The sequence below is a fragment of the Achromobacter arsenitoxydans SY8 genome (genome assembly GCF_000236785.1).
Classification (GTDB): domain Bacteria; phylum Pseudomonadota; class Gammaproteobacteria; order Burkholderiales; family Burkholderiaceae_B; genus Achromobacter; species Achromobacter arsenitoxydans.
Map to the genome: position 1 here is coordinate 1 of NZ_AGUF01000057.1, position 24426 is coordinate 24426.

Genomic DNA, 24426 nt, shown 5'->3' on the forward strand with positions numbered 1-24426 from the left:
GATCGCGGGGGCCGCCACCAGGACGGCGCTGCCGGCGGCGGCGCCCAAGGCGGTTTGCTTCAGGAACGCGCGGCGTTGCATGGCTTGATCTCCATGGAGCGCGGGAATCGGCCGCGTACGCGGCGCCTTCCCTAATAGGATTGGGTAAATGGCGACAGCAGTGAAGATCCGCCGTCGAGTTCCAACAGACCGAATGCTTCAGGGTAATCAATCGCGGACAGGTACAGGCCGTCCGGCGCAAACGTGGGCGCGCCCAGCTTGCGGTCGCGCCACGACAGCAGTTGCGCCATCCAGTCCACTGATTCCCTGCCCTGTCCCACCTGCAGCAGCGCGCCCATGATGTTGCGCACCATGTGGTGCAGAAAGGCGTTTGCTTTCAGCGTGAACACAAGGAACGGCCCTCGTTCCTCGATATCCAGGCTGTGCATGTGGCGCACCGGATGCTTCGCCTGGCATTGCGACGAACGGAAGCTGGAGAAGTCGTGTTCGCCGACCAGCGCCTTGGCCGCAGCGCGCATGGCATCCACGTCCAGCGGCTGGAAACACCAGCCGGCGCGCCCCGCCCACAGCGCCGGGCGAACCCGTCCGCGCCAGAGCAGGTAGACATACGTGCGGGCCCGCGCGGAAAAGCGCGCATGAAATTCGTCGGACACCGGCTGAGCCCACTGCACCGAAACGCTGGGAGGCAGGAAGGCGTTCACGCCGCGCACCCAGGATTCCATCCGCCGGTCCAGCGCGGTGTCCAGATGGACTACCTGCATCGCGCCATGCACACCGGTGTCGGTGCGGCCCGCGCAGATCGTGGGCACCGGATCGGCCACGCCGCAAAAACTGGCCAGGGCGGACTCCAGCGTGTCCTGCACCGTTTGCCGGTGCGGTTGTGTCTGCCAACCCTGCCAAACGGAGCCGTCATACGCCAGCCCCAATGCAACTCTAGACATGCTTCAAACCCGTGGACCGCTGACCCGGCGCGGTTCGTCCGTGGGCGGTTCGTCCAGGTCGAGATTGATGGTGTCGAGCTTGCGGTTCAGCGCTGCCGTGTCCAGCACCGGCTCGTTGTAAGCGTAGGATTCTTCGTCATCGTCGCCGCGCCGGGCGCCGGCCCTGCGCAGCAGCCAGGCGATGGCAAACGCAATCAGCGCCAGCACCGCCGTGACGATCACGAGCAAATTGTCGGCCAGCCAGCCGGGCATGCCGGTCGGCGCCGTCTTGTCGGGCAGCGTGCCCACGGGCTTGTCGGTCGCTGCGGGCGTGGAGGCCCCCGTCGCACCGGATGCGCCCGTTGCGCCCGGCGTGCCCGCTGCGCCCGGTGTGCCCGCTGCGCCCTGCGTGCCCGCTGCGCCCTGCGTGCCTGCTGCGCCCGGCGTGCCTGCTGCACCCTGCGTGCCTGCTGCGCCTTGCGTGCCTGCTGCGCCTTGCGTGCCTGTTGCGCCTTGCGTGCCTGCTGCGCCTTGCGTGCCCGCTGCACCCTGCGTGCCTGCCGCTCCCGAAGCGCCAGCAGCACCCGAAGCGCCTGCCGCGCCTGAAGCGCCCGCAGCGCCTGAAGCGCCCGCGGCGCCCTGCGTGCCAGCCGCACCCGGCGAACCCGTCGTGCCAGCGGCTCCCGCCGCGCCTTGAGCCCCGGTTGCACCCTGCGCGCCCGCCGCGCCACCTGAACCGGCGCCGGCCGATTGCTGGGCCACGGCCTTGTTCAGGTCGTCCACGTTGCTCTGGAGCTGGCTGACCCGCCCCTGCACATCCGCCATCGCGCGTTCGGTCGACGTACGCGCATCGGCCTGCGCCTCGGCTTGCGCGGGCGCGCTGCCCTGCGCCTGACCTGTGGACAGGCGCACCCGGTCTTGCGACGGCGCCGCGCTGGCCACGCCGGTATCGGCAGGCGGGGCGACGGTGCCGGAAGCAGCGTCCTGCCCCTTGACCACGGACGGATTGGCTCCCGCCGCAGCGCCGACGCGAGCGCGATACTTGGCGTAGGCCTCGGCGTGTTCATTGAAGATACGGCGCGCTTCGGCGGGGTCGATGGCGCGAACCGTGGCCGCATCCGGAATCTTGAGTTTTTGCCCGGTGCGCACCAGATTCATGTTGTTCTGGATAAAGGCTTCGGGGTTGGCCCGCCACAAGGCCACCAGCATCTGGTAGACCGATGCGTTGGGAACCGCGTTGCGCTGCGCGATGGCGAACAGATAGTCGCCGGATTTCACGGTGACCGTGCCCGTTGTGCCGCCCTGCCGCGCAGGTGTTCCCACCGATGCTGGCGTGACGTCGGCGCTCGTGCCGCGCAACGGCACCAGAATGCTGACCTGGACCTGCCGCTGCCCCGAACTTGAATTGATGTCCAGCAGCAGATCCACCGCGCCGCTGGCGGGCGTTTGCGTAGACCGGACCCTCAGGTTCTTGCGCGTGGCGTCCATGCCGTCTTCGACCCGGACCACCATGCTGGCCAGCGGGACCGGGGGCTTCACGCCCGCGCGCTGCCAGGCGGCTTCGTCCGCGATGGAGACCTTCAGAGACCGGAGCTCATCGGGCGTGAGTTCCTGCAAGCCCACAATTGCCTGCAGCGGCGCGCCCGGCACGGAAACGACGCGCGAATGCCCCACGCGCATGGCCAGCGCCGAACCACAAACGCTTGAGCCGATCGCCAGCGCGATGGCCCACTGAAGGGTCTTCAAACGGCGGGCATGCTTCACTTGGCGCGAACGCTGGGTCATAAGCTGGAATTCCGTTCTTGTAGTCGAATTTCGGGCCAGGGCCGATTTACGCCATTTGCCGCGCGAAAAGGCCTCAATTCACCCGAAAAGTGTAATGGATCAAGCGCATTTCACAAACCTGAAAGGGGCATGGACGTTGGCTGGCGGGCACATGCGCCACCTTCTGGTCGCGCCGCGCAAATAACGAGGGCACCCGAAGGTGCCCCATGCCTGCCCATTGCGTGTGATCGGGCGGCGCCGCGCGCCGCCCGCACGGCATCAGGCTTCGTTCAGCGCAATGCGCAGCATGCGGCGCAGCGGCTCGGCGGCGCCCCACAGGAGCTGGTCGCCAACCGTGAACGCGCCCAGGTACTGCGAACCCATCGACAGCTTGCGCAGACGGCCCACCGGAATATCCAGCGTGCCGGTGACGGCGACCGGGGTCAGTCCGGCGACGGTGGCTTCCTTGGTGTTGGGAATGACCTTGGCCCATTGCGTGCCCTGTGCGATCAGCGCTTCGATTTCATCGAGCGGCACATCGCGCTTGAGCTTGATGGTCAGCGCCTGGCTGTGGCAGCGCATGGCGCCGATGCGCACGCACAGGCCGTCGATCGGGGTGGCGGGCGTGCCGAAGGCGGCGCCGCGGCCCAGGATCTTGTTGGTCTCGACTTCGCCCTTCCATTCTTCCTTGGACATCCCGTCGCCCAGATCCTTGTCGATCCAGGGAATCAGGTTGCCGCCCAGCGGCACGCCGAAATGCTCATGGGGCAGCGCCGGATCCTTCTGCTTTGCCAGGACGCCGCGGTCGATTTCCAGGATGGCCGACGCGGGATCGTCCAGCAGCGGCTTGACCGATTGGTTGAGCTCGCCGAACTGGGTCAGGAGTTCGCGCATGTGCTGGGCGCCGCCGCCCGATGCCGCCTGGTAGGTCATGGAGGTCATCCATTCGACCAGGTCGTTGTTGAACAGGCCGGCCAGACCCATCAGCATGCAGCTGACGGTGCAGTTGCCGCCGACGAAGTTGCGCACGCCGCGCTTGAGCGCCGCGTCGATCACCGGACGGTTGACCGGGTCCAGCACGATGATGGCGTCTTCGGCCATGCGCAGCGTGCTGGCGGCATCAATCCAGATGCCGTTCCAGCCGGCGCCGCGCAGCTTCGGGTAGACCTCGGACGTGTAGTCCCCGCCTTGGGCCGTGACGATGATCGGCAGTTTTTTCAGAGCGTCGATGTCGTAGGCGTCTTGCAGCGGGCCCGCGCCGGTAGCCCAAGTGGGCGCGGCGCCGCCAGCGTTGCTGGTGGAGAAAAACACCGGTTCGATCAGTGCGAAGTCGTTCTCGTCGCGCATGCGTTGCATGAGCACCGAGCCGACCATACCGCGCCAGCCGACAAGGCCTACTGCTTGATTCATTTCAATCGCTCTTTAAAGGTGGAGACAAGGTCCGGGAAGGGAAATTACGTGCAATTCAACAATTTATCAGAATGCACGGGGCGATGCTGCGTTGCAGCTAGAAAAAAATGGGGCCATAAGCCGTGCCCCATGCGCCCGGGCGGCGGCCGCAAAGCGAAGGGCCGCCCTTCAGGCGGCCCCAATATAAGAGAGGGGCCGCGCCGCAAGGGCGCGCCCCTTGCTCAGAGTCAGGCCAGGGCTTTCAGGACGGCGTCGCCCATGCCCGCGGTGCTGACTTTGGTCGTGCCCGGCTCGAAGATGTCGGCGGTGCGCAAGCCGCTGGCCAAGACGCTGCGGACGGCGGCTTCGATGCGGTCCGCCTGCGGCGCCAGGTTCAGCGAGTAGCGCAGCAGCATGGCGGCGGACAGGATCGTCGCCAGGGGATTGGCGATGCCCTGCCCGGCGATGTCCGGCGCCGAGCCGTGGCTGGGTTCGTAAAGCCCCTGGCCGCCGGCGTTCAGCGAGGCCGACGGCAGCATGCCGATCGAGCCCGTCAGCATGGCGGCCTCATCCGACAGGATGTCGCCGAACAGGTTGCCGGTCACGATGACATCGAACTGGCGCGGGTTGCGCACCAGCTGCATCGCGGCGTTGTCGACGTACATGTGCGACAGCTCCACGTCGGGGTATTCGCGTGCGACTTCAATGACGATGTCGCGCCAGAATTGCGACGTCTCCAGCACGTTGGCCTTGTCCACGCTGCACAGCTTCTTGTTGCGCTTGCGGGCGGATTCGAAGCCGATGCGGGCGATGCGGCGCACCTCGGATTCGGCGTAACGCATCGTGTCGTAACCTTCGCGTTCGCCGGCGAAGGCGCCGTCAGGCGACGAACGCACGCCGCGCGGCGTGCCGAAATAGATGTCGCCGGTGAGTTCGCGGATGATCAGGATATCCAGCCCCGAAACGATCTCGGGCTTGAGCGACGACGCGCTGGCCAGTTCGGGATACAGAATGGCGGGGCGGAGATTGGCGAACAGGCCCAGGGCCTTGCGCAGGCCCAGGATGGCTTGTTCCGGGCGGAATTCGCGCGGCAGGCTGTCGTACTTCCAGTCGCCGACGGCGCCGAACAGCACGGCGTGCGATTCCTTGGCCAGATTCAGCGTGGCGGGCGGCAGGGGGTGTTCGAACTGGTCGAACGCCGCGCCGCCGACCGGCGCCTGCTTGATGTCGAAGGGCACGTCCAGCGCCTGCAGGACGCGCACGGCCTGTTCGACGATTTCCGGGCCGATGCCGTCACCCGGCAAGACTGCAATGTTGTGGGTCATTATGTGGCGATCCAGTGTTCAGTGAGGTGTTCAGGCGATGGGACGGCTTTCCAGCCAGGGGTGGCGAGCCAGGCGCTCGGCTTCGAAGGCGCGGATCTTGTCGGCATGGCGCAGCGTCAGTCCGATGTCGTCCAGGCCGTTGAGCAGACAGTATTTGCGGAAGGGTTCGATGTCGAAACCCATTGCGCGGCCATCCGCGGCCACCACGACCTGCCGGTCCAGGTCGATGTTCAGCTTGTAGCCCGGGAAAGCCTTCACTTCGTCGAACAGGCGCGCCACCTCCAGTTCCGACAGCACGATAGGCAGCAGGCCGTTCTTGAAGCTGTTGTTGAAGAAGATGTCGGCGTAAGACGGCGCGATGATGGCGCGGAAGCCGAACTGCGTCAGCGCCCAGGGCGCGTGCTCGCGGCTGGAGCCGCAGCCGAAGTTCTTGCGGGCCAGCAGCACCGAGGCGCCCTGGTAGCGGGGCTGGTTCAGCACGAAATCCGGGTTCAACGGACGCTTGCTGTTGTCCATACCGGGTTCGCCGTGGTCCAGGTAGCGCAATTCGTCGAACAGGTTCGGGCCGAAGCCCGTGCGCTGAATGGACTTGAGGAATTGCTTGGGAATGATGAGGTCCGTGTCGACGTTTTCGCGGTCGAGCGGAGCCACCAGGCCTTCGTGAGTGGTAAATGCTTGCATGTTTTCTACTCGGTGCTTGACGCTTAACGGAACGTGCGGACGTCGACGAAATGGCCGGCGACGGCAGCGGCGGCGGCCATGGCCGGGCTGACCAGGTGCGTGCGCCCGCCCTGCCCTTGGCGGCCCTCGAAATTGCGGTTCGACGTGGACGCGCAGCGTTCGCCCGGCTCGAGGCGGTCGGCGTTCATGGCCAGGCACATGGAACAGCCCGGTTCACGCCATTCAAAGCCGGCTTCAATGAAAATCTTGTCCAGGCCTTCGCGTTCGGCCTGTTGCTTGACCAGACCCGAGCCCGGCACCACCATCGCCTGGCGCACGTTGGAGGCCACCCGCTTGCCACGAGCCACAACAGCCGCCGCGCGCAGGTCTTCGATGCGCGAGTTGGTGCAGGAACCGATGAACACGCGATCCACGCGGATATCGGTCAGGGGCGTGTTGGGTTTCAGGCCCATGTATTCCAGCGCGCGCTCCATGCCGCTGCGGCGCACGTCGTCTTTCTCGCGATCGGGATCCGGCACCCGCGAATCCACAGGCAGCACCATTTCTGGCGACGTGCCCCAGGTGACCTGCGGCTTGATATCGCGCGCGTCGACTTCCACCACGGTATCGAACTTGGCGCCGGCATCGGTGTGCAGGGTGCGCCAGTACTTGACCGCCTGATCCCAGACCACGCCGGTCGGCGAGAAGGGACGGCCGCGGAAGTATTCGACGGTCTTGTCGTCCACCGCCACCATGCCCGAGCGCGCGCCCGCCTCGATCGCCATATTGCAGACGGTCATGCGGCCTTCAACGGACAGCGAGCGGATGGTGCTGCCGGCGAATTCAATGGCGTGACCGGTGCCGCCAGCGGTGCCGATGATGCCGATGACGTGCAGCACCACGTCCTTGGCCGTACAGCCGAAGGGCAGTTCGCCTTCGACCTTGATCAGCATGCTCTTGGCCTTCTTCATGAGCAGCGTCTGCGTGGCCAGCACATGCTCGACCTCGGAGGTGCCGATACCGAAGGCCAGCGCGCCCAGCGCGCCGTGCGTGCTGGTGTGCGAATCGCCACAGACGACCGTCATGCCGGGCAAGGTGGCGCCCTGCTCCGGCCCGATCACGTGGACGATGCCCTGACGCAGGTCGTTCATGCGGAATTCGGTGATGCCGAACTTGCCGCAATTGGCATCCAGCGTATCCACCTGCAGGCGCGAGATCGGGTCGTCGATGCCCTGGGCGCGATTCAGCGTGGGCACGTTATGGTCCGCCACCGCCAGATTGGCGCCGGTGCGCCACGGCTTGCGGCCGGCCAGGGTCAGTCCTTCGAACGCCTGCGGGCTGGTGACTTCGTGCAGCAAGTGGCGGTCGATATAGAGCAGACAGGTGCCGTCTGATTCCTGGTGGACGACGTGGGCGTCCCAGAGTTTGTCGTAAAGGGTTTGGGCCATGGATGCGCTCTGCAAATAGACAATCCGGCTCGAGCCTGGCGTCAGGGGAAAACGCTTCCCCGTCCGCAGGCTGCTGCGGCATGAAAGGAATTATGCCGAGCGACTGAACCTAGTACAAGCACACCACATATACCAGTACTACCACTACCACGATCGCCGAAATGTGGACGGCCGGTGAATTTATGCGTTCCCGCATGGAACTCGGTATCTCTACTTGTTACATACCCCTCGCCTCCGCTTTAAATAATGCCGGCGATACAGATTGGTAACCAAAATAGATACAAAACTCTCAAATAGATATAATCGCCGTTCGCACTGATAACATGTCTTTCGAAATAATGCGCAATAAACCGTATTAATAGAAATAATATATTTTCATGTGAGCGATGTTCGTGCAAATTCAACGAAGTTGGTAGATGTTGCGCGAAAAATACCCAGATGACCGCCGGAAATATCCGTCAGGAATTAACAAATCTTGACTCGCCAAAACTGACATTTACATACAACATGGCGGCCATTCAATCTCAACCTGACTCGCGAATAATCACTATGGCTTCGTTTTTGCTGAAAAGCACGACTTCGGTGCTTGCCCTTGCATTCGTTCCTGCCGCATTTGCCCAGTCTGCGCCGTCGCCGGCGAGCCAGCCCGCCGGGCAACCCGCGGTGACGTTGAATCAGATTGTCGAACAGACCCTGATGAGCAATCCGGAAATCCAGGCGAAATACCACGATTTCCAGGCTTCCCTCGAAGGCCAGGCCGTCGCCCGCGCCGCCTACTTCCCGCAGATCAATGCGCAGGGCTACCTGGGCCGCGAATGGCGCAGCAACGTGCCTGCCGTGGGCTCCCAGAACTGGAACCGTCCCGGCTGGAGCGTCGAACTGCGCCAGCTCATTTTCGACGGCTTCCGCACCACGAATGACGTAAAGCAGGCCGGCTTCGACAAGCTGGCGCGCTTCTATGACGTGCTGGCCACCAGCGACACCACCGCTTTTTCCGCCGTGCAGGCCTACATCGACCTGCAGCGCTACCGCGACATGGAACTGCTGGCCCGCCAGAACTATTCCCTGCATGAGCAGACCCTGAAGCAGATCGGCGAGCGCACCGAATCGGGTGTCGGCCGCCGGGTCGACCTGGAACAGGCAGGCGGCCGCCTGTCGCTGGCCCAGACCAACCTGATGACCGAGACGGCCAACCTGCTGGATGTGCAGCAACGCTTCCAGCGCGTAACCGGCGCCCTCCCGCCCGAGTCGATGCAGCCCGCGCCCGACATCACCGACAAGCTACCCAAGGCCCCGGGCAACTTCAATGAATCGCTGCGCCGCAACCCCAGCTTCCTGTCCAAGCAAGCGGGCCTGCAGGCCGCGCAAGCCGGAGTCCAGTCGTCCAAGGGCGCGTTTTCGCCGAAATTCGAATTCGTTGCGAACACCGGCCGCGACCAGAACGACCCCACCCCGCAAAGCCGAGACATCCAGAGCTCGAGCGTCCAGGTCGTGATGAGCTACAACCTGTACCGCGGCGGCGCCGATTCGGCCCGCGTGCGCCAGACCGCCGCCCAGTCCTACGCCGCTCGCGACATTCGCGACTACACCTGCCGCAACGTGCAGCAGGACCTGGCCGTGGCGTGGAACAACATCACCAGCCTGAGCCAGAAGCTGCCTTTCCTGCGTGATCACGAAGTCGCCACCACGAAGGTGCGTGACGCATACGCGCAACAGTTCCAGATCGGCCAGCGCTCCCTGCTCGACCTGCTGGACACCGAAAACGAACTGTTCGAATCGCGCCGCGCATTGACCAATGGCATCTATGATCTGCGCCTTGCGCAGTACCGCTGGCTGGCGTTGTCCCACGCCCTGCTGCCGGCGCTGTCGCTGCAACCCGCGCGCAATGAAATGCCCGAGGAAAACGGCAAGCTGGAAGTGTCGGACGAAGTGATCAAGCTCTGCAATTCGACCGTTCCGGACACCGCCCGCCTGGCTCCGGTGCGCGTGCACTACAACGAAGGCACGCAGCCGCCCACGCTCGTGCCCCTGAACGCGCCTAACGCCAAACCCTGAGCGGCGCAGGACGCAAGGAGGCCGAATGGCAAACCAGGGCAGTGATTTCTCGCAGTTGGATGCGGACTTTGTCCGCGTCCTGGAAGACTTGATCGACGCGTTGATCGCCAACGGCACCTTGCGCATGACAGACCTGCCTATCCAGGCCCAGCAAAAGCTCACCCAGCGCAAGCAGCAGCGCGCGCGGCTCTCGGAACATCTGGACCTGTTGGATGACGAAGATGGACAAGTTATCTGAACTGGCGGCCCGGGAATGGCGCGCGGACGCCCGCGCCGCGCACGACGACCCGCTGCTGGACTGCCTGGTTGAAATCACCCGGCTGCATGGGGTGACGGCAACCGCGCAAGCCCTGTCCGCGGGCCTGCCCCTGGAAGAGCATCGCCTGACGCCCGCCCTGCTGCCCCGTGCAGCCGCGCGGGCGCAGCTGTCCGCGCGAGTGGTCAAACGCTCGCTGGACGACATCTCCCAGGACCTCCTGCCCGCCATCCTGCTGCTGAAGGGAGAACGCGCCTGCCTGCTGCTCAAGAAGGAAGACGGCAAGCTGATCGTCAGCCACCCCGAGCTGGGCGGCAGCTCGATCGAAATGGCCCCGGCCGAGCTGGCCGCGCAGTACTCCGGCCTGGTCTGCTTCGTGCGTCCGCAGTTCCGATTCGATGCCCGGGCCCCGGAAGTCGCCAAGGTGCGCGAGCGCCATTGGTTCTGGGCCGCCATCATGGAGAACCGCAGGCTGTACCGCGACGCGCTGGTCGCGGCCCTGCTGATCAACATCTTCGCCATGGCGATGCCGCTGTTCACCATGAACGTGTATGACCGCGTGGTGCCCAACAACGCCGTCGAGACGCTGTGGGTGCTGGCCATTGGCATCACGCTGGTGGTGATCTTCAACATGATCCTGAGCACGGCGCGGTCCCACGTGGTGGACAGCGCCAGCAAGCGGGTGGACGTGCGCCTTTCCGCGCAGATCATGGAGCGGGTGCTGGACCTGCGCATGGAAGGCCGGCCGGTATCGGTGGGATCTTTCGCGGCCAACCTGCGCTCCTTTGAATCCATCCGCGATTTCATTGCATCGGCCACCATCACCACCCTGGTCGACCTGCCCTTCATCCTGCTGTTCCTGGGCGCGCTGGCCTGGATCTCGCCCTGGATGATCCTGCCGCCGCTGGTCGCCATCGTGCTGATCCTGCTGGTGTCGCTGGCCGCACAGGCGCGCATGGAAGCGCTGACCATGGCCTCGTTCCAGGCCTCGTCGCAGCGCAACGCGACCCTGGTGGAAGCGCTGACCGGCATGGAAGCCGTCAAAACCCTCAATGCCCAGGGCACGATTCAGCGCAACTGGGAGCGCGCCACGGAATTCATCGCGCAAACCGGCGGCAAGCTCAAGCTGATTTCTTCATCCACGGTCGGCTTCGTGCAGGCGGTCCAGCAGCTCGTATCCATCGCCGTCGTGATCATCGGCGTGTACCTGGCGCAGGAATCGGCCCTGTCCATGGGCGGCATCATCGCCGCGTCCATGATTGCCGGCCGCTGCCTCGCGCCCCTGGGCCAGGTCGCGGGCCTGCTGATGCAGTACCAGAACGCGCGCACATCGCTTGGCTCCATCGACAATTACATGAAGCTGCCGATCGAGCGTCCGGCCGAGGCCGAGTTCCTGCACCGACCCGTCTTCCATGGCGGGCTGGAATTCCGCGACGTGACCTTCGCCTACCCCGGCAGCACCCAGCCGGTGCTCAAGAAGGTCTCGTTCAAGCTCAAGCCCGGCGAAAAGGTCGGCATCATCGGCCGCATCGGGTCAGGCAAGACCACGCTGGAAAAGCTGGCCCTGGCCCTGTATCAGCCCACCGAAGGCGCCGTGCTGCTGGACGGGGTGGACGTGCGCCAGATCGACCCGGCCGACGTGCGCAGGGCTATCGGCCACGTGCCGCAGGATCCGCTGCTGTTCTACGGCACCCTGAAGCACAACCTGGCGATGGGGGCGCCTTACGCCGACGACGCCAGCATCCTGGCCGCCGCCAATATGGCCGGGGTCTCCGAATTCGCCAACCTGCACCCGAACGGCTTCGACATGATCATCGGCGAGCGCGGCGAATCGCTCTCCGGCGGGCAGCGCCAGTCGGTCGCCGTGGCCCGGGCCCTGATCAACGACCCGCCGATCCTGCTGCTGGACGAACCCAGCAGCAACATGGATCACCAAAGCGAAGCCCAGTTGCGCAAGCGGCTGGGCGAGGCCAGCGCAACCAAGACGATCCTGCTGGTCACGCACCGCACCGCGCTGCTGGAACTGGTCGACCGCCTTATCGTGATCGACAACGGCCATATCGTGGCCGACGGTCCGAAGGAACAAGTTGTCGAAGCCCTGCGTCAAGGACGCGTTGGACGCGGAAGCTGATAAGACCATGCTGAACAATCCTGGAGCCCCCAAGCACGGTTTCTTTGGCAGTTTGCTGCGTGCGCCGCGCAACGTGTTCGTGTTCTTCTTCGACCGGTTGCTGGACGGCGCCGAAAAGGGCAAGCCGGCGCAGCGCTCCGACTACATCGGCAATGCCGAATGGGTCATCCACGAATCCCAGGCGCGCGGCTCGCGCATCCTGCTGTGGGCGTCGCTGCTGGCCACCCTGGGCCTGCTGATCTGGGCGGGCACCGGCAGCATTGATGAAGTGGTCCGCGGCGAAGGCAAGGTCGTGCCGTCGCGGCAGGTCCAGATCATCCAGAGCCTGGATGGCGGGATCGTCGAGGAAATCCTGGTCCGCCCCGGCCAGGAAGTGGAAGCGGGCGAAGTCCTGCTGAAGATCGACTCCACCCGCTTTGCCTCGTCGCTGGGCGAGAACAACGCGGAATACCTGTCGCTGCTGGCCAAGGCGGCCCGCCTGAAGGCGCTGGCCACCGGCGACCCCTTCGTGGCGCCGGAGGAAGCGCTGAAGCAGGCTCCCGGCCTGGTCGAAATGGAGCGCAACGCCTGGCAGGCGCGCACCTCGGAACTGAACGCCACCGTCAACGTTGCGCGCGAGCAGCTCAAGCAGCGCCAGGAAGACCTGCGCGAGACGATCGCCAAGCGGGACCAGGCGTCGGCAAGCTGCGGCCTGACCTCGCGCGAGCTGCAGGTGACCCGCCCGCTGCTCAAGAGCGGAGCCGTGTCCGAGGTCGACCTGCTGCGCCTGCAGCGCGACGTGGCCCGCTATTGCGGCGAACAGAAAGGGGCCGAGGCGCAGATCGACCGCTTCCAGGCCTCGATCAAGGAAGCCGAAAGCAAGATCCAGGAAGCCGAGCTGAACATCCGCAACCAGGCGCGCAGCGAACTGTCGGAAACCAACACCAAGCTGGCGACGCTGCGCGAAGGCAAGGCGGCGCTGGTCGACCGCGTCAAGCTGGCCGAAGTGCGCGCGCCGGTGCGCGGCACCGTCAAGACGCTGTTCAACAACACCGTGGGCGGCGTGGTGCAGCCCGGCAAGGACATCATCGAAATCGTCCCCAAGGACGACACCCTGCTGCTCGAGGTGCGCATTCAGCCGCGCGACATTGGCTTCCTGCACGCCGACCAGAAGGCGGAAGTGAAGTTCACGGCCTACGACTTCGCCATCTACGGCGGCCTGGAAGGCCGGGTGGAGCAGATCGGCGCGGACACCGTAACCGACGAGAAAGGCAATTCCTACTACGTGGTGCGCGTCCGCACGGACAGCAGCACGGTCGGCGACAAGCTGTTGCCCATCATCCCCGGGATGGTGGCGGAGGTTCATATCCTGACAGGCAAGCGCACGGTGCTCCAGTACCTGCTCAAGCCCATTCTGCGGGCCAAGGCAAACGCCTTTACCGAACGTTAATGGAGAGCTTCAAGGCCTTATGAAACCCATTCCCGTCCTGTTGATTACGCACGACGATCTGCTCTGGCAGCACTGGCGCGCGCTTGACCCGGCGCGCTGGATGGCCGCCCGCGGGCGAGGCCTGGCCGATCTGCAGCGCTGGCGCGAGCAAGGCCGGTCGCTGGCGGTGCTGGATACCGACCTGCCCAGGCTCCCCTCGTGGCAGGATCCGTCCTGGATGCCGGCCCTGGCCGGCCTGCAGGTGGTGGTTGCCAGCGCCAGTCCGAACGATGAGCAAGGCACGCAGGCGCTGGGAGCCGGCGCCCACGGCTACTGCCACAGCTATGCGCAGCCCGCCGCGCTGGCGCAGGCGCTGGAAGTGGTAGCGTCGGGCGGCATCTGGATGGGACGGTCCCTGGTCTCGCGGCTGCTCAAGCTGGTCACCGAACGTGCGCAGGACACCCATGCCTGGGACGGCGGCCGGCTCACCGAGCGCGAGACCACGGTAGCGCGCTACGCCGCAAGCGGCCAGGCCAACGCGCAGATCGCCGAAGCGCTGGGCATCACCGAACGCACCGTCAAGGCGCACCTGTCGGCCGTCTTCGACAAGCTGGGCGTCGCCGACCGCCTTCAATTGGCGCTTCTGGTCCACGGCATTTCCGCGCCCGTGGAAGCGCGTAGCAGAATCACTGCTTGAAACTGTCCTTGAGGACAATATCCGCCCGCCTGGGCGAACCGTAGTATCTGGCCATCTTGGATAACTCCCTGAAACGGAACCAACATGGCCAACTCTTCCCCCGCTGTCGTCAATGAAATCACCGGTCGCGCGTGGATACGCAATAGCGACGGCTCCCTGACCGAACTGCACCAGGGCAGCAAAGTCCCCGCCGGCAGCGACGTCGTCACCGCCTCGGGCGCCACGGTTTCGCTTCAGGTTGAAAACGGCATGCCGATCGTCATCGGCGAAGGCCGGGAAGTGGCGGTGAATGGCGACATGACGGGCCCGTTGGCCGATCCGACGGAAGCCGCGGTCGCACCGCCCTCCGGCACCGATTCCGACCGCCTGCTGGCCGCCCTGCAAGCCGGCCGCGATCCGTTCGACGAAATGGACCCGACGGCCGCCGTGGTCGCCGGCGGCGGCGAAGCCGGCGGCAGCAGCTTTGTGCGCCTGGCCCGCATTCTTGAAACGACCTCCCCGCTGGACCTGGCCTATCCGAATCCGGCGCGCGGTACGGATACCCTGCCGCGCGTCTCGGGCGCAGCCCTGACGGGCGACGACGACGTCGATGCCGCCCCGACCACGCCCGCCGCCGCAAACAACGCGCCGAATGCGCTGAACGACGCCAGCAGCGGCGATCAGAACGCCACGGTCCGCGGCAATCTGCTCAGCAACGACTCCGACCCGGACGGCGACCCGCTGGCGATCACGTCGATCAACGGCCGACCGATGGTTCCGGGCGGCATCAGCGTGCTGGGATCCACCGGCGGCACGTTCGTCGTCCAGCCCGACGGTTCCTATGAATTCACCCCGGGCGGCCAGTACGACTACCTGGCCGTGGGCGAAACGGCCACCAGCACGATCTCGTACACCATCACGGACCCCAGCGGCGCAACGTCCACCGCCACCGTGGTCGTGACGGTCACCGGCACCAACGACGGCCCCGTGTCGTCCGCGCTGAGCAACCAATCCGGCCTCGATGCCCAGACCGAAATCCGCTATGACGTTTCGGACCGCTTCTCAGACCCCGACACCAGCGACAAGCTGACGTTCAGCGCCACCGGCCTGCCGCCGGGCCTGACCATCGACCCGAACACCGGCATCATCACCGGCACCATTGATCATTCGGCTTCGCAAGGCGGCACCAACGGCGTGTACAACGTCACCGTGACCGCGACGGATCCGTCCGGCGCCTCGACCTCGCAAGCGTTCCAGTGGGATGTCGCCAACCCCGCTCCCACCGCCGTTAACGACAGCGGCGCGACCGACGAAGACACCGGCCTGAACGTAGACGCCCAGAACGGCGTGCTGGCCAACGACACCGACCCGGACGGCGACACGCTGACCGTCTCGGAAGTCAATGGTCAAGCCGCCAACGTGGGCGCGGCCGTCACCGGCTCCAACGGCGGCACGTTCACCCTGAACGCTGACGGCTCCTACAGCTTCAACCCGGGTTCGGCATTCCAGAATCTGGCGGCCAACCAGACCGCCACGTCCTCGATCTCGTACACCGTTTCCGACGGCGAAGGCGGCACCAGCACGGCCACCCTGACGGTCACCGTCACCGGCACCAACGACACGCCGATCCTGACCCCGGGCGTGACGCTGGACGACCAGGCAGGCGACGACGGCAAGGCGATCACGCCGGTCGACGTGTCCGGCCAGTTTGGCGACGTGGACGACGGCGATGTGCTGACCTATTCGGCCACCGGCCTGCCCCCGGGCCTGACCATTGATTCGACCACTGGCATCATCTCCGGCACGCTGGACAAGTCGGCCTCGCAAGGCGGAACGGACGGCGTCTATACCGTCACCGTCACCGCCACCGACAAGGGCGGCGCTTCGGTCTCGCAAGACTTCTCGTGGGACGTCAAGAACCCCGCTCCCACCGCCCTCGATGACGGCGGCAAGACCGACGAGGACACCACCCTCACCGTCGACGCCCAGAACGGCGTGCTGTCCAACGACACCGACCCGGACGGCGACACACTGACCGTCTCGCAGGTCGAAGGTAAAGACGCCAACGTGGGTACGGCAGTCGCCGGCTCCAACGGCGGCACGTTCACCCTGAACGCTGACGGCTCCTACAGCTTCAACCCGGGTTCGGCATTCCAGAATCTGGCGGCCAACCAGACCGCCACGTCCTCGATCACCTACACAGTTTCCGACGGCGAAGGCGGCACCAGCTCCGCCACGCTGACGGTCGAAATCACCGGCACGAACGACAAGCCCACCGCAGTTGCCCTGGACAACCAGAACAACATGGATGGCGATACCGTCAACTATGAACTGTCCGGTTTCTTCAGCGACGTGGACACCGGCGACGTGCTGACCTACTCGGTCGACCACGTGCCGGGGGGACTGACGTTCAACACCGCCACCGGCACGTTCAGCGGCAAGTTTGCCAACTGGGCGTCCGACCACACCAATACGGGCGTGAAGGGCGAGTACCTCATCACCGTGACGGCCACCGACAAATCGGGCGCCTCGGTCTCCCAGACTTTCCTCTGGACGGTAGGCAACCCCGAGCCGGTCGCCACCGACGACACCGGCAAGACCGGACAGAATGCCACGCTGGTGGTTGATCATCCGACCGAAGGCGTCCTGGCCAACGACACCGATCCGGACGGCGACAAGTTGACCGTCTCGCAGGTCGACGGTAAAGACGCCAACGTGGGCGCGGCAGTCGCCGGCTCCGACGGCGGCACCTTCACGCTGAACGCCAACGGCACCTATTCGTTCGACCCGGGCACCGCTTTCCAGTACCTGGGCGCGAACCAGACGGCCACCACCTCGATCTCCTATACGGTTTCCGACTTCCAGGGCGCCACGTCCACCGCCACCCTGACCATCACGGTCACCGGCACCAACGACACCCCGATCCTGACCCCGGGCGTGACGCTGGACGACCAGGCCAACAACGACGGCCAGACCATCACGCCGGTCGACGTCTCCGGCCAGTTCTCCGACGCGGACGCTGGCGACGAGCTGACCTACTCGGCCACCGGCTTGCCCAAGGGCCTGTCGATCAACGCCGAGACCGGCATCATCTCCGGCACCCTGGACAAGTCGGCCTCGCAGGGCGGCACGGACGGCGTCTACACCATCACCGTCACCGCCACCGACAAGAGCGGCACCTCGGTCTCGCAGAACTTCTCGTGGGACGTCAAGAACCCCGCCCCGACCGCCCTCGATGACGGCGGCAACACCGACGAGGACACCACCCTCACCGTCGACGCCCAGAACGGCGTGCTGGCCAACGACACCGACCCGGACGGCGACACGCTGACCGTTTCGCAGGTCGAAGGTAAAGACGCCAACGTGGGCACGGCAGTTGCCGGCTCCAACGGCGGCACGTTCACCCTGAACGCCGACGGCTCCTACAGCTTCAACCCGGGTTCGGCCTTCAACAGCCTGCCCGCCAACCAGACCGCCACGACGTCGATCACCTACACCGTCTCCGACGGCGAAGGCGGCACGTCCTCGGCCACCCTGACCGTTACCGTCACCGGCACCAACGACACCCCGATCCTGACCCCGGGCGTCACGCTGGACGACCAGGCCAACAACGACGGCCAGACCATCACGCCGGTCAACGTCTCCGGCCAGTTCTCCGACGCGGACGCCGGCGACGAGCTGACCTACTCGGCCACCGGCTTGCCCAAGGGCCTGTCGATCAACGCCGAGACCGGCATCATCTCCGGCACCCTGGACAAGTCGGCCTCGCAAGGCGGCACGGACGGCGTCTACACCATCACCGTCACTGCCACCGACAAGAGCGGCACCTCGGTCTCGCAGAACTTCTCGTGGGACGTCAAGAACCCCGCCCCGACCGCCCTCGATGACGGCGGCAAGACGGATGAGGACACCACCCTCACCGTCGACGCCCAGAACGGCGTGCTGTCCAACGACACCGACCCGGACGGCGACACGCTGACCGTTTCGCAGGTCGAAGGTAAAGACGCCAACGTGGGCACGGCAGTCACCGGCTCCAACGGCGGCACGTTCACCCTGAACGCCGACGGCTCCTACAGCTTCAACCCCGGTTCGGCCTTCAACAGCCTGCCCGCCAACCAGACCGCCACGACGTCGATCACCTACACCGTCTCGGACGGCGAAGGCGGCACGTCCTCGGCCACCCTGACCGTTACCGTCACCGGCACCAACGACACCCCGATCCTGACCCCGGGCGTCACGCTGGACGACCAGGCCAACAACGACGGCCAGACCATCACGCCGGTCGACGTCTCCGGCCAGTTCTCCGACGCGGACACTGGCGACGTGCTGACCTACTCGGCCACCGGCCTGCCCAAGGGCCTGTCGATCAACGCCGAGACCGGCATCATCTCCGGCACCCTGGACAAGTCGGCCTCGCAAGGCGGCACCGACGGCGTCTACACCATCACCGTCACCGCCACCGACAAGAGCGGCACCTCGGTCTCGCAGAACATCTCGTGGGACGTCAAGAACCCCGCCCCGACCGCCCTCGATGACGGCGGCAACACCGACGAGGACACCACCCTCACCGTGGACGCCCAGAACGGCGTACTGGCCAACGACACCGACCCGGACGGCGACACGCTGACCGTCTCGCAGGTCGAAGGTAAAGACGCCAACGTGGGCGCAGCCGTCACCGGCTCCAACGGCGGCACGTTCACCCTGAACGCCGACGGCTCCTACAGCTTCAACCCCGGTTCGGCCTTCAACAGCCTGCCCGCCAACCAGACCGCCACGACGTCGATCACCTACACCGTCTCGGACGGCGAAGGCGGCACGTCCTCGGCCACCCTGACCGTTACCGTCACCGGCACCAACGACACCCCGATCCTGACCCCGGGCGTCACGCTGGACGACCAGGCCAACAACGACGGCCAGACCATCACGCCGGTCGACGTCTCCGGCCAGTTCTCCGACGCGGACACTGGCGACGTGCTGACCTACTCGGCCACCGGCCTGCCCAAGGGCCTGTCGATCAACGCCGAGACCGGCATCATCTCCGGCACCCTGGACAAGTCGGCCTCGCAAGGCGGCACCGACGGCGTCTACACCATCACCGTCACCGCCACCGACAAGAGCGGCACCTCGGTCTCGCAGAACTTCTCGTGGGACGTCAAGAACCCGGCGCCGACCGCTCTCGATGACGGCGGCAAGACCGACGAGGACACCACCCTCACCGTCGACGCCCAGAACGGCGTGCTGGCCAACGACACCGACCCGGACGGCGACACGCTGACCGTCTCGCAGGTCGAAGGTAAGGACGCCAACGTGGGCACGGCCGTTGCCGGCTCCAACGGCGGCACGTTCACCCTGAACGCCGACGGCTCCTACAGCTTCAACCCCGGTTCGGCCTTCAACAGCCTGCCCGCCAACCAGACCGCCACGACGTCGATCACCTACACCGTCTCGGACGGCGAAGGCGGCACGTCCTCGGCCACCCTGACCGTTACCGTCACCGGCACCAACGACACCCCGATCCTGACCCCGGGCGTGACGCTGGACGACCAGGCCAACAACGACGGCCAGACCATCACGCCGGTCGACGTCTCCGGCCAGTTCTCTGACGCAGACACCGGCGACGTGCTGACCTACTCGGCCACCGGCTTGCCCAAGGGCCTGTCGATCGACGCCGAGACCGGCATCATCTCCGGCACCCTGGACAAGTCGGCCTCGCAAGGTGGCACGGACGGCGTCTACACCATCACCGTCACTGCCACCGACAAGAGCGGCACCTCGGTCTCGCAAGACTTCTCTTGGGACGTCAAGAACCCCGCTCCCACCGCCCTCGATGACGGCGGCAAGACCGACGAGGACACCACCCTCACCGTCGACGCCCAGAACGGCGTGCTGGCCAACGACACCGACCCGGACGGCGACACGCTGACCGTCTCGCAGGTCGACGGTAAAGACGCCAACGTGGGCACGGCAGTCGCCGGTTCCAACGGCGGCACGTTCACCCTGAACGCCGACGGCTCCTACAGCTTCAACCCGGGTTCGGCCTTCAACAGCCTGCCCGCCAACCAGACCGCCACGACGTCGATCACCTACACCGTCTCCGACGGCGAAGGCGGCACGTCCTCGGCCACCCTGACGGTTACCGTTACCGGTACCAACGACACCCCGATCCTGACCCCGGGCGTCACGCTGGACGACCAGGCCAACAACGACGGCCAGACCATCACGCCGGTTGACGTCTCCGGCCAGTTCTCCGACGCGGACACGGGCGACGTGCTGACGTACTCGGCCACCGGCCTGCCCAAGGGCCTGTCGATCAACGCCGAGACCGGCATCATCTCCGGCACCCTGGACAAGTCGGCCTCGCAAGGCGGCACCGACGGCGTCTACACCATCACCGTCACCGCCACCGACAAGAGCGGCACCTCGGTCTCGCAGAACTTCTCGTGGGACGTCAAGAACCCCGCCCCGACCGCCCTCGATGACGGCGGCAAGACGGACGAGGACACCACCCTCACCGTCGACGCCCAGAACGGCGTGCTGGCCAACGACACCGACCCGGACGGCGACACGCTGACTGTCTCGCAGGTCGAAGGTAAAGACGCCAACGTGGGCGCGGCCGTTGCCGGCTCCAACGGCGGCACCTTCACCCTGAACGCCGACGGCTCGTACAGCTTCAACCCCGGTTCGGCCTTCAACAGCCTGCCCGCCAACCAGACCGCCACGACGTCGATCACCTACACCGTCTCCGACGGCGAAGGCGGCACGTCCTCGGCCACCCTGACCGTTACCGTCACCGGCACCAACGACACCCCGATCCTGACCCCGGGCGTCACGCTGGACGACCAGGCCAACAACGACGGCCAGACCATCACGCCGGTCGACGTGTCCGGCCAGTTCTCCGACGCGGACACCGGCGACGTGCTGACCTACTCGGCCACCGGCTTGCCCAAGGGCCTGTCGATCAACGCCGAGACCGGCATCATCTCCGGCACCCTGGACAAGTCGGCCTCGCAAGGCGGCACGGACGGTATCTACACCATCACCGTCACTGCCACCGACAAGAGCGGCACCTCGGTCTCGCAGGACTTCTCGTGGGACGTCAAGAACCCGGCGCCGACCGCGGTCGACGACAGCGGCAACACCAAGCAAGGCGCCAGCATTTCCGCGGACGCCGCGCATGGGGTACTGGCCAATGACACCGATCCGGACGGCGATACGCTGCACGTTTCGCAGGTGAACGGCCAGGCCGGCAGCGTCGGCACGGCCATTGCCGGATCCAACGGCGGCACCTTCACCCTGAACGCCGACGGCTCCTACAGCTTCAACCCCGGCACCGCCTTCCAGCATCTTGCCAACGGCGTCAGCGCGACGACGTCGATCGCCTACACCGTCACCGACGGCGAAGGCGGCTCGGCGACCGCGACCCTGACGGTCACCGTCACCGGCACCAACTCGGGCCCCACGTCGACCGCGATTTCCAACCAGAGCGGCGAGGATTCGCAGACCGTCATCAGCCTGGACCTGTCGAGCCACTTCAAGGACGCCGACCTGGCGACCGGCGACAAGCTCACGTTCAGCGCTTCCGGCCTGCCGAAGGGTCTGACGATAGATCCGAACACCGGCGTCATCAGCGGCAAGATCGACCACTCGGCCTCGCAGTTCGGCGGGACCGGTGTGCACACCATCACGATCACCGCAACCGACAAGGCTGGCGCATCGACCTCGCAGAACTTCAAGTGGAACATCACCAACCCGCTGCCGCAGGCCGATCACGACCAGGGGACCACGGACGAAGACACGACGCTCAGGGTCAATAACGCCAAGAACGGCGTGCTGGCCAATGACGTCGACCCCGACGGTGATCCGTTGCACGTGTCCGCGGTCGGCGGCGTCGCCGGCAACGTAGGCAAGGCGATCGCCGGCTCGCACGGCGGCACCTTCACCATCAACGCCGACGGAACCTACACGTTCAACCCGGGCAATGACTTCCAGTACCTGGCCCAGAACCAGAACGCGCAGTCCTCGATCTGGTACACGGTGTCGGACGGCGAAGGCGGCACGAACCAAGCGCTGCTGACCGTCACGATCACGGGCAAGAACGACACGGCGACCATCAGCGGCCAAAGCTCCGGCTCGGTGTATGAAGATTCGCCGGTGTTCGCCAGCGGCAAGCTCAACGTGTCCGATCCGGACGCGGGCCAGAATTTCGTGCAGGCGCAGGCGGCCGTGCAGGGCAAATACGGCACGTTCACCGTGGACGTCAACGGCCAGTGGACCTACCAGCTCAACAACGCGCTGGCCGCAGTGCAGAACCTCAAGGCTGGCCAGACGCTGACCGAGACCTTCACCGTTGCCTCCCAGGACGGCACCGCGACCAGCCCGGTCAACGTGACCATCGTGGGCACGAACGACGCACCGATCTCGGGCGATGCCTCCGCGCACCTGAACATCGGCGCCTCGTACGCGCTGAAGAAGTCCGACTTCCCGTTCAATGACGGCGTTGAGAACGACGCTTTCCAGAGCGTGGTCGTCACCCGCGTCCCGGGCGCCGGCGAAGGCACCCTGACTTTGGGTGGACAGCCGGTGGTCAACGGCCAGGTCATCAGTGTGGCCGACATCCAGGCCGGCAAGCTGGTGTTCACGCCGTCCAGCGCTGGCGGCGACGCCACCTTCGACTTTGCGGTGCGCGACGCCGGCGGCATTGCCAACGGCGGCCAGAACACGTCGACCGAGCACACGTTCACGCTGTCCACCGACAAGCTCGGCGTCGGCAACAACACCAGCAATACGGACGTGAACGGCGGCGGCGGCAACGACATCCTGGTGGGCGACCGCGGCGGCGCGGTCACCGCGGTGGAACCGGGCAAGAACTACAACATCTCGCTCATCGTCGACGTATCCGGCAGCATGACGTACAAGATCGGCAACACCAATGTGTCGCGGATCGACCTGCTCAAGAGTTCGCTGGTGTCGCTGGCCAACCAGTTGGCCAACCACGACGGGATCGTGAACGTCCGCCTGATTCCGTTCGCGGACAAGGCGCTGGAAGGCGTCACGATCAACAACCTGAGCAAGTCCAACGTCAAGCAGTTGCTCGACGCGATCGACCTGTTGACGGCCGAAGGCAACACGAACTATCAGGACGCCTTCAACAAGGCCGTGAGCTGGTTCAACTCGCAGGTGTCGGGTGGCAAGGATGCGGCCCACAACTACCAGAACCTGACCTTCTTCCTGACCGACGGCAATCCCACCGTCTACGGAGCCTCCGGCAACCAGGAAAATGGCGCGATGCGCGAGGCCGTCAATGCGGCCAAGCCCTTGGTGGACGGATCCGGCGTGCTGGTGGGCGGCAACAAGGTCGTGATGTACGGCATCGGCATCGGCACGGGCATCAACAGCGACTACCTGCGCTTCTTCGACAACACCAATGCCACCGGCCAGGGTTCGCAAACCGTCAAGGAAGGCAGCGGCTGCAACTCCACGGAGTACACCGTCAACGGCACGGTGGGCCAGCCCCAGATCGTGAACAGCGCGAACGAGCTGAATGCCGCATTGCAAGGCGGCAGCACCTCGACCGACCCGGCGCCGGTCTCCGGCGACACGATCCACGGCGGCGACGGCAACGACATCATCTTTGGCGACACCATCAACACCGACCACCTGTCGTGGAGCGGCCATGCCGCGGGCAGCCATGACGGCCAGGGCTGGCAGGCGCTGGTGGACTTCATGACGGCGCAGAAGGGCGGCGTCGCCCCGACCACCGTCGAGATCTACAACTACCTGCAGCAGCACAGCGCAGAATTCGACAAGGCCGGCGACACGCGCGGCGGAGACGATTTCCTGTACGGCGGCAAGGGCGACGACACGCTGTTCGGCCAGGGCGGCAACGACTCCCTGTTCGGCGGCGAGGGCAACGACACCCTCTACGGCGGCACGGGGAACGACATCCTGGTCGGCGGCAAGGGCAACGACCTCCTCGTGGGCGGCGCGGGCAGCGACACCTTCCGGTGGGAACTGAACGACCAAGGCACGGCCGCGGCTCCCGCCGTGGACCGCATCAAGGACTTCTCGACGGCCATGCCCGCCAACAACGGCGATGTGCTCGACCTGAAGGACTTGCTGCAACAGGACGACAACAGCCCGCTGACCAACTATCTGCAGGTCAAGAAGGAAGGCAGCAACACGGTGATCAACGTCAGCACCAATGGCGACCTCCAGCACAACGTCGACCAGAAGATCATTCTGGAGAACGTGGACCTTACCAACAATGGTGCGTTGTCCAGCGCTCAGGTCATCAACGATCTGTTGAACAAGGGTAAACTCATCGTCGATCATCACTGACCCACCCGCCACGCGATCCGGCCCGACGGGCCGGATCGCGGGTTCATTCCCGTATC

The 24426-nt window shown here is 65.6% G+C and carries 12 protein-coding genes; 6 read left to right on the forward strand and 6 right to left on the reverse strand.

The genetic code is table 11. The annotated features are described in order from the left end of the window. Nucleotides 1–131: 131 nt before the first annotated feature. From truA to leuC, 6 genes are all read right to left on the reverse strand, one after another. Nucleotides 132–941 carry a tRNA pseudouridine(38-40) synthase TruA gene (truA, locus tag KYC_RS17750; RefSeq protein WP_008164858.1) on the reverse strand — a complete coding sequence of 270 codons (810 nt, stop codon included), beginning with the start codon at nucleotides 939–941 and terminating at the stop codon, nucleotides 132–134. 3 nt (nucleotides 942–944) lie between these two features. After that, the gene (locus tag KYC_RS17755; RefSeq protein WP_008164860.1) at nucleotides 945–2705 is read right to left on the reverse strand and encodes a type IV pilus assembly protein FimV; all 1761 of its coding nucleotides are present in this window, start codon (nucleotides 2703–2705) and stop codon (nucleotides 945–947) included. 258 nt (nucleotides 2706–2963) lie between these two features. Then, nucleotides 2964–4094 (reverse strand): aspartate-semialdehyde dehydrogenase, encoded by a 1131-nt coding sequence (gene asd, locus KYC_RS17760; protein WP_008164862.1) that lies wholly within the window; start codon nucleotides 4092–4094, stop codon nucleotides 2964–2966. A gap of 227 nt (nucleotides 4095–4321) precedes the next feature. Beyond that, nucleotides 4322–5398, reverse strand: coding sequence for a 3-isopropylmalate dehydrogenase (gene leuB / locus KYC_RS17765; protein WP_008164864.1), 1077 nt, complete (start codon nucleotides 5396–5398; stop codon nucleotides 4322–4324). Nucleotides 5399–5428: 30 nt separating this feature from the next. Next, nucleotides 5429–6079 (reverse strand): 3-isopropylmalate dehydratase small subunit, encoded by a 651-nt coding sequence (gene leuD, locus KYC_RS17770; RefSeq protein WP_008164867.1) that lies wholly within the window; start codon nucleotides 6077–6079, stop codon nucleotides 5429–5431. Nucleotides 6080–6102: 23 nt separating this feature from the next. Then, nucleotides 6103–7506, reverse strand: coding sequence for a 3-isopropylmalate dehydratase large subunit (gene leuC, locus KYC_RS17775; protein ID WP_008164869.1), 1404 nt, complete (start codon nucleotides 7504–7506; stop codon nucleotides 6103–6105). A 549-nt stretch (nucleotides 7507–8055) separates the two neighbouring features. On the opposite strand from leuC, the gene KYC_RS17780 reads away from it, so the two are divergent. From KYC_RS17780 to KYC_RS29345, 6 genes are all read left to right on the forward strand, one after another. Then, nucleotides 8056–9561, forward strand: coding sequence for a TolC family outer membrane protein (locus tag KYC_RS17780; RefSeq protein WP_008164871.1), 1506 nt, complete (start codon nucleotides 8056–8058; stop codon nucleotides 9559–9561). A 25-nt stretch (nucleotides 9562–9586) separates the two neighbouring features. After that, the gene (locus KYC_RS17785) at nucleotides 9587–9799 is read left to right on the forward strand and encodes a hypothetical protein (RefSeq protein ID WP_008164873.1); all 213 of its coding nucleotides are present in this window, start codon (nucleotides 9587–9589) and stop codon (nucleotides 9797–9799) included. Beyond that, nucleotides 9783–11948, forward strand: a complete 2166-nt coding sequence (locus KYC_RS17790; protein WP_008164875.1) for a type I secretion system permease/ATPase — start codon at nucleotides 9783–9785, stop codon at nucleotides 11946–11948. Before KYC_RS17785 ends, KYC_RS17790 begins: the two co-directional genes overlap by 17 nt. Nucleotides 11949–11955: 7 nt before the next feature. After that, nucleotides 11956–13377 carry an HlyD family type I secretion periplasmic adaptor subunit gene (locus tag KYC_RS17795; RefSeq protein WP_043518861.1) on the forward strand — a complete coding sequence of 474 codons (1422 nt, stop codon included), beginning with the start codon at nucleotides 11956–11958 and terminating at the stop codon, nucleotides 13375–13377. A gap of 19 nt (nucleotides 13378–13396) precedes the next feature. Then, nucleotides 13397–14053, forward strand: a complete 657-nt coding sequence (locus tag KYC_RS17800) for a response regulator transcription factor (protein ID WP_008164880.1) — start codon at nucleotides 13397–13399, stop codon at nucleotides 14051–14053. A gap of 84 nt (nucleotides 14054–14137) precedes the next feature. Further along, nucleotides 14138–24370, forward strand: a complete 10233-nt coding sequence (locus KYC_RS29345; RefSeq protein WP_008164882.1) for a retention module-containing protein — start codon at nucleotides 14138–14140, stop codon at nucleotides 24368–24370. The last annotated feature ends 56 nt before the right edge of the window (nucleotides 24371–24426 follow it).

What these genes read in the sequence shown, in the direction of transcription:
- leuD (WP_008164867.1), bottom strand. Translation starts at nt 6,079, where the DNA reads ATGCAAGCATTTACCACTCACGAAGGCCTGGTGGCTCCGCTCGACCGC.
- leuB (WP_008164864.1), bottom strand. Translation starts at nt 5,398, where the DNA reads ATGACCCACAACATTGCAGTCTTGCCGGGTGACGGCATCGGCCCGGAA.
- KYC_RS17755 (WP_008164860.1), bottom strand. Translation starts at nt 2,705, where the DNA reads ATGACCCAGCGTTCGCGCCAAGTGAAGCATGCCCGCCGTTTGAAGACC.
- KYC_RS17785 (WP_008164873.1), top strand. Translation starts at nt 9,587, where the DNA reads ATGGCAAACCAGGGCAGTGATTTCTCGCAGTTGGATGCGGACTTTGTC.
- KYC_RS17780 (WP_008164871.1), top strand. Translation starts at nt 8,056, where the DNA reads ATGGCTTCGTTTTTGCTGAAAAGCACGACTTCGGTGCTTGCCCTTGCA.
- KYC_RS17790 (WP_008164875.1), top strand. Translation starts at nt 9,783, where the DNA reads ATGGACAAGTTATCTGAACTGGCGGCCCGGGAATGGCGCGCGGACGCC.
- leuC (WP_008164869.1), bottom strand. Translation starts at nt 7,506, where the DNA reads ATGGCCCAAACCCTTTACGACAAACTCTGGGACGCCCACGTCGTCCAC.
- KYC_RS29345 (WP_008164882.1), top strand. Translation starts at nt 14,138, where the DNA reads ATGGCCAACTCTTCCCCCGCTGTCGTCAATGAAATCACCGGTCGCGCG.
- KYC_RS17795 (WP_043518861.1), top strand. Translation starts at nt 11,956, where the DNA reads ATGCTGAACAATCCTGGAGCCCCCAAGCACGGTTTCTTTGGCAGTTTG.
- KYC_RS17800 (WP_008164880.1), top strand. Translation starts at nt 13,397, where the DNA reads ATGAAACCCATTCCCGTCCTGTTGATTACGCACGACGATCTGCTCTGG.
- asd (WP_008164862.1), bottom strand. Translation starts at nt 4,094, where the DNA reads ATGAATCAAGCAGTAGGCCTTGTCGGCTGGCGCGGTATGGTCGGCTCG.
- truA (WP_008164858.1), bottom strand. Translation starts at nt 941, where the DNA reads ATGTCTAGAGTTGCATTGGGGCTGGCGTATGACGGCTCCGTTTGGCAG.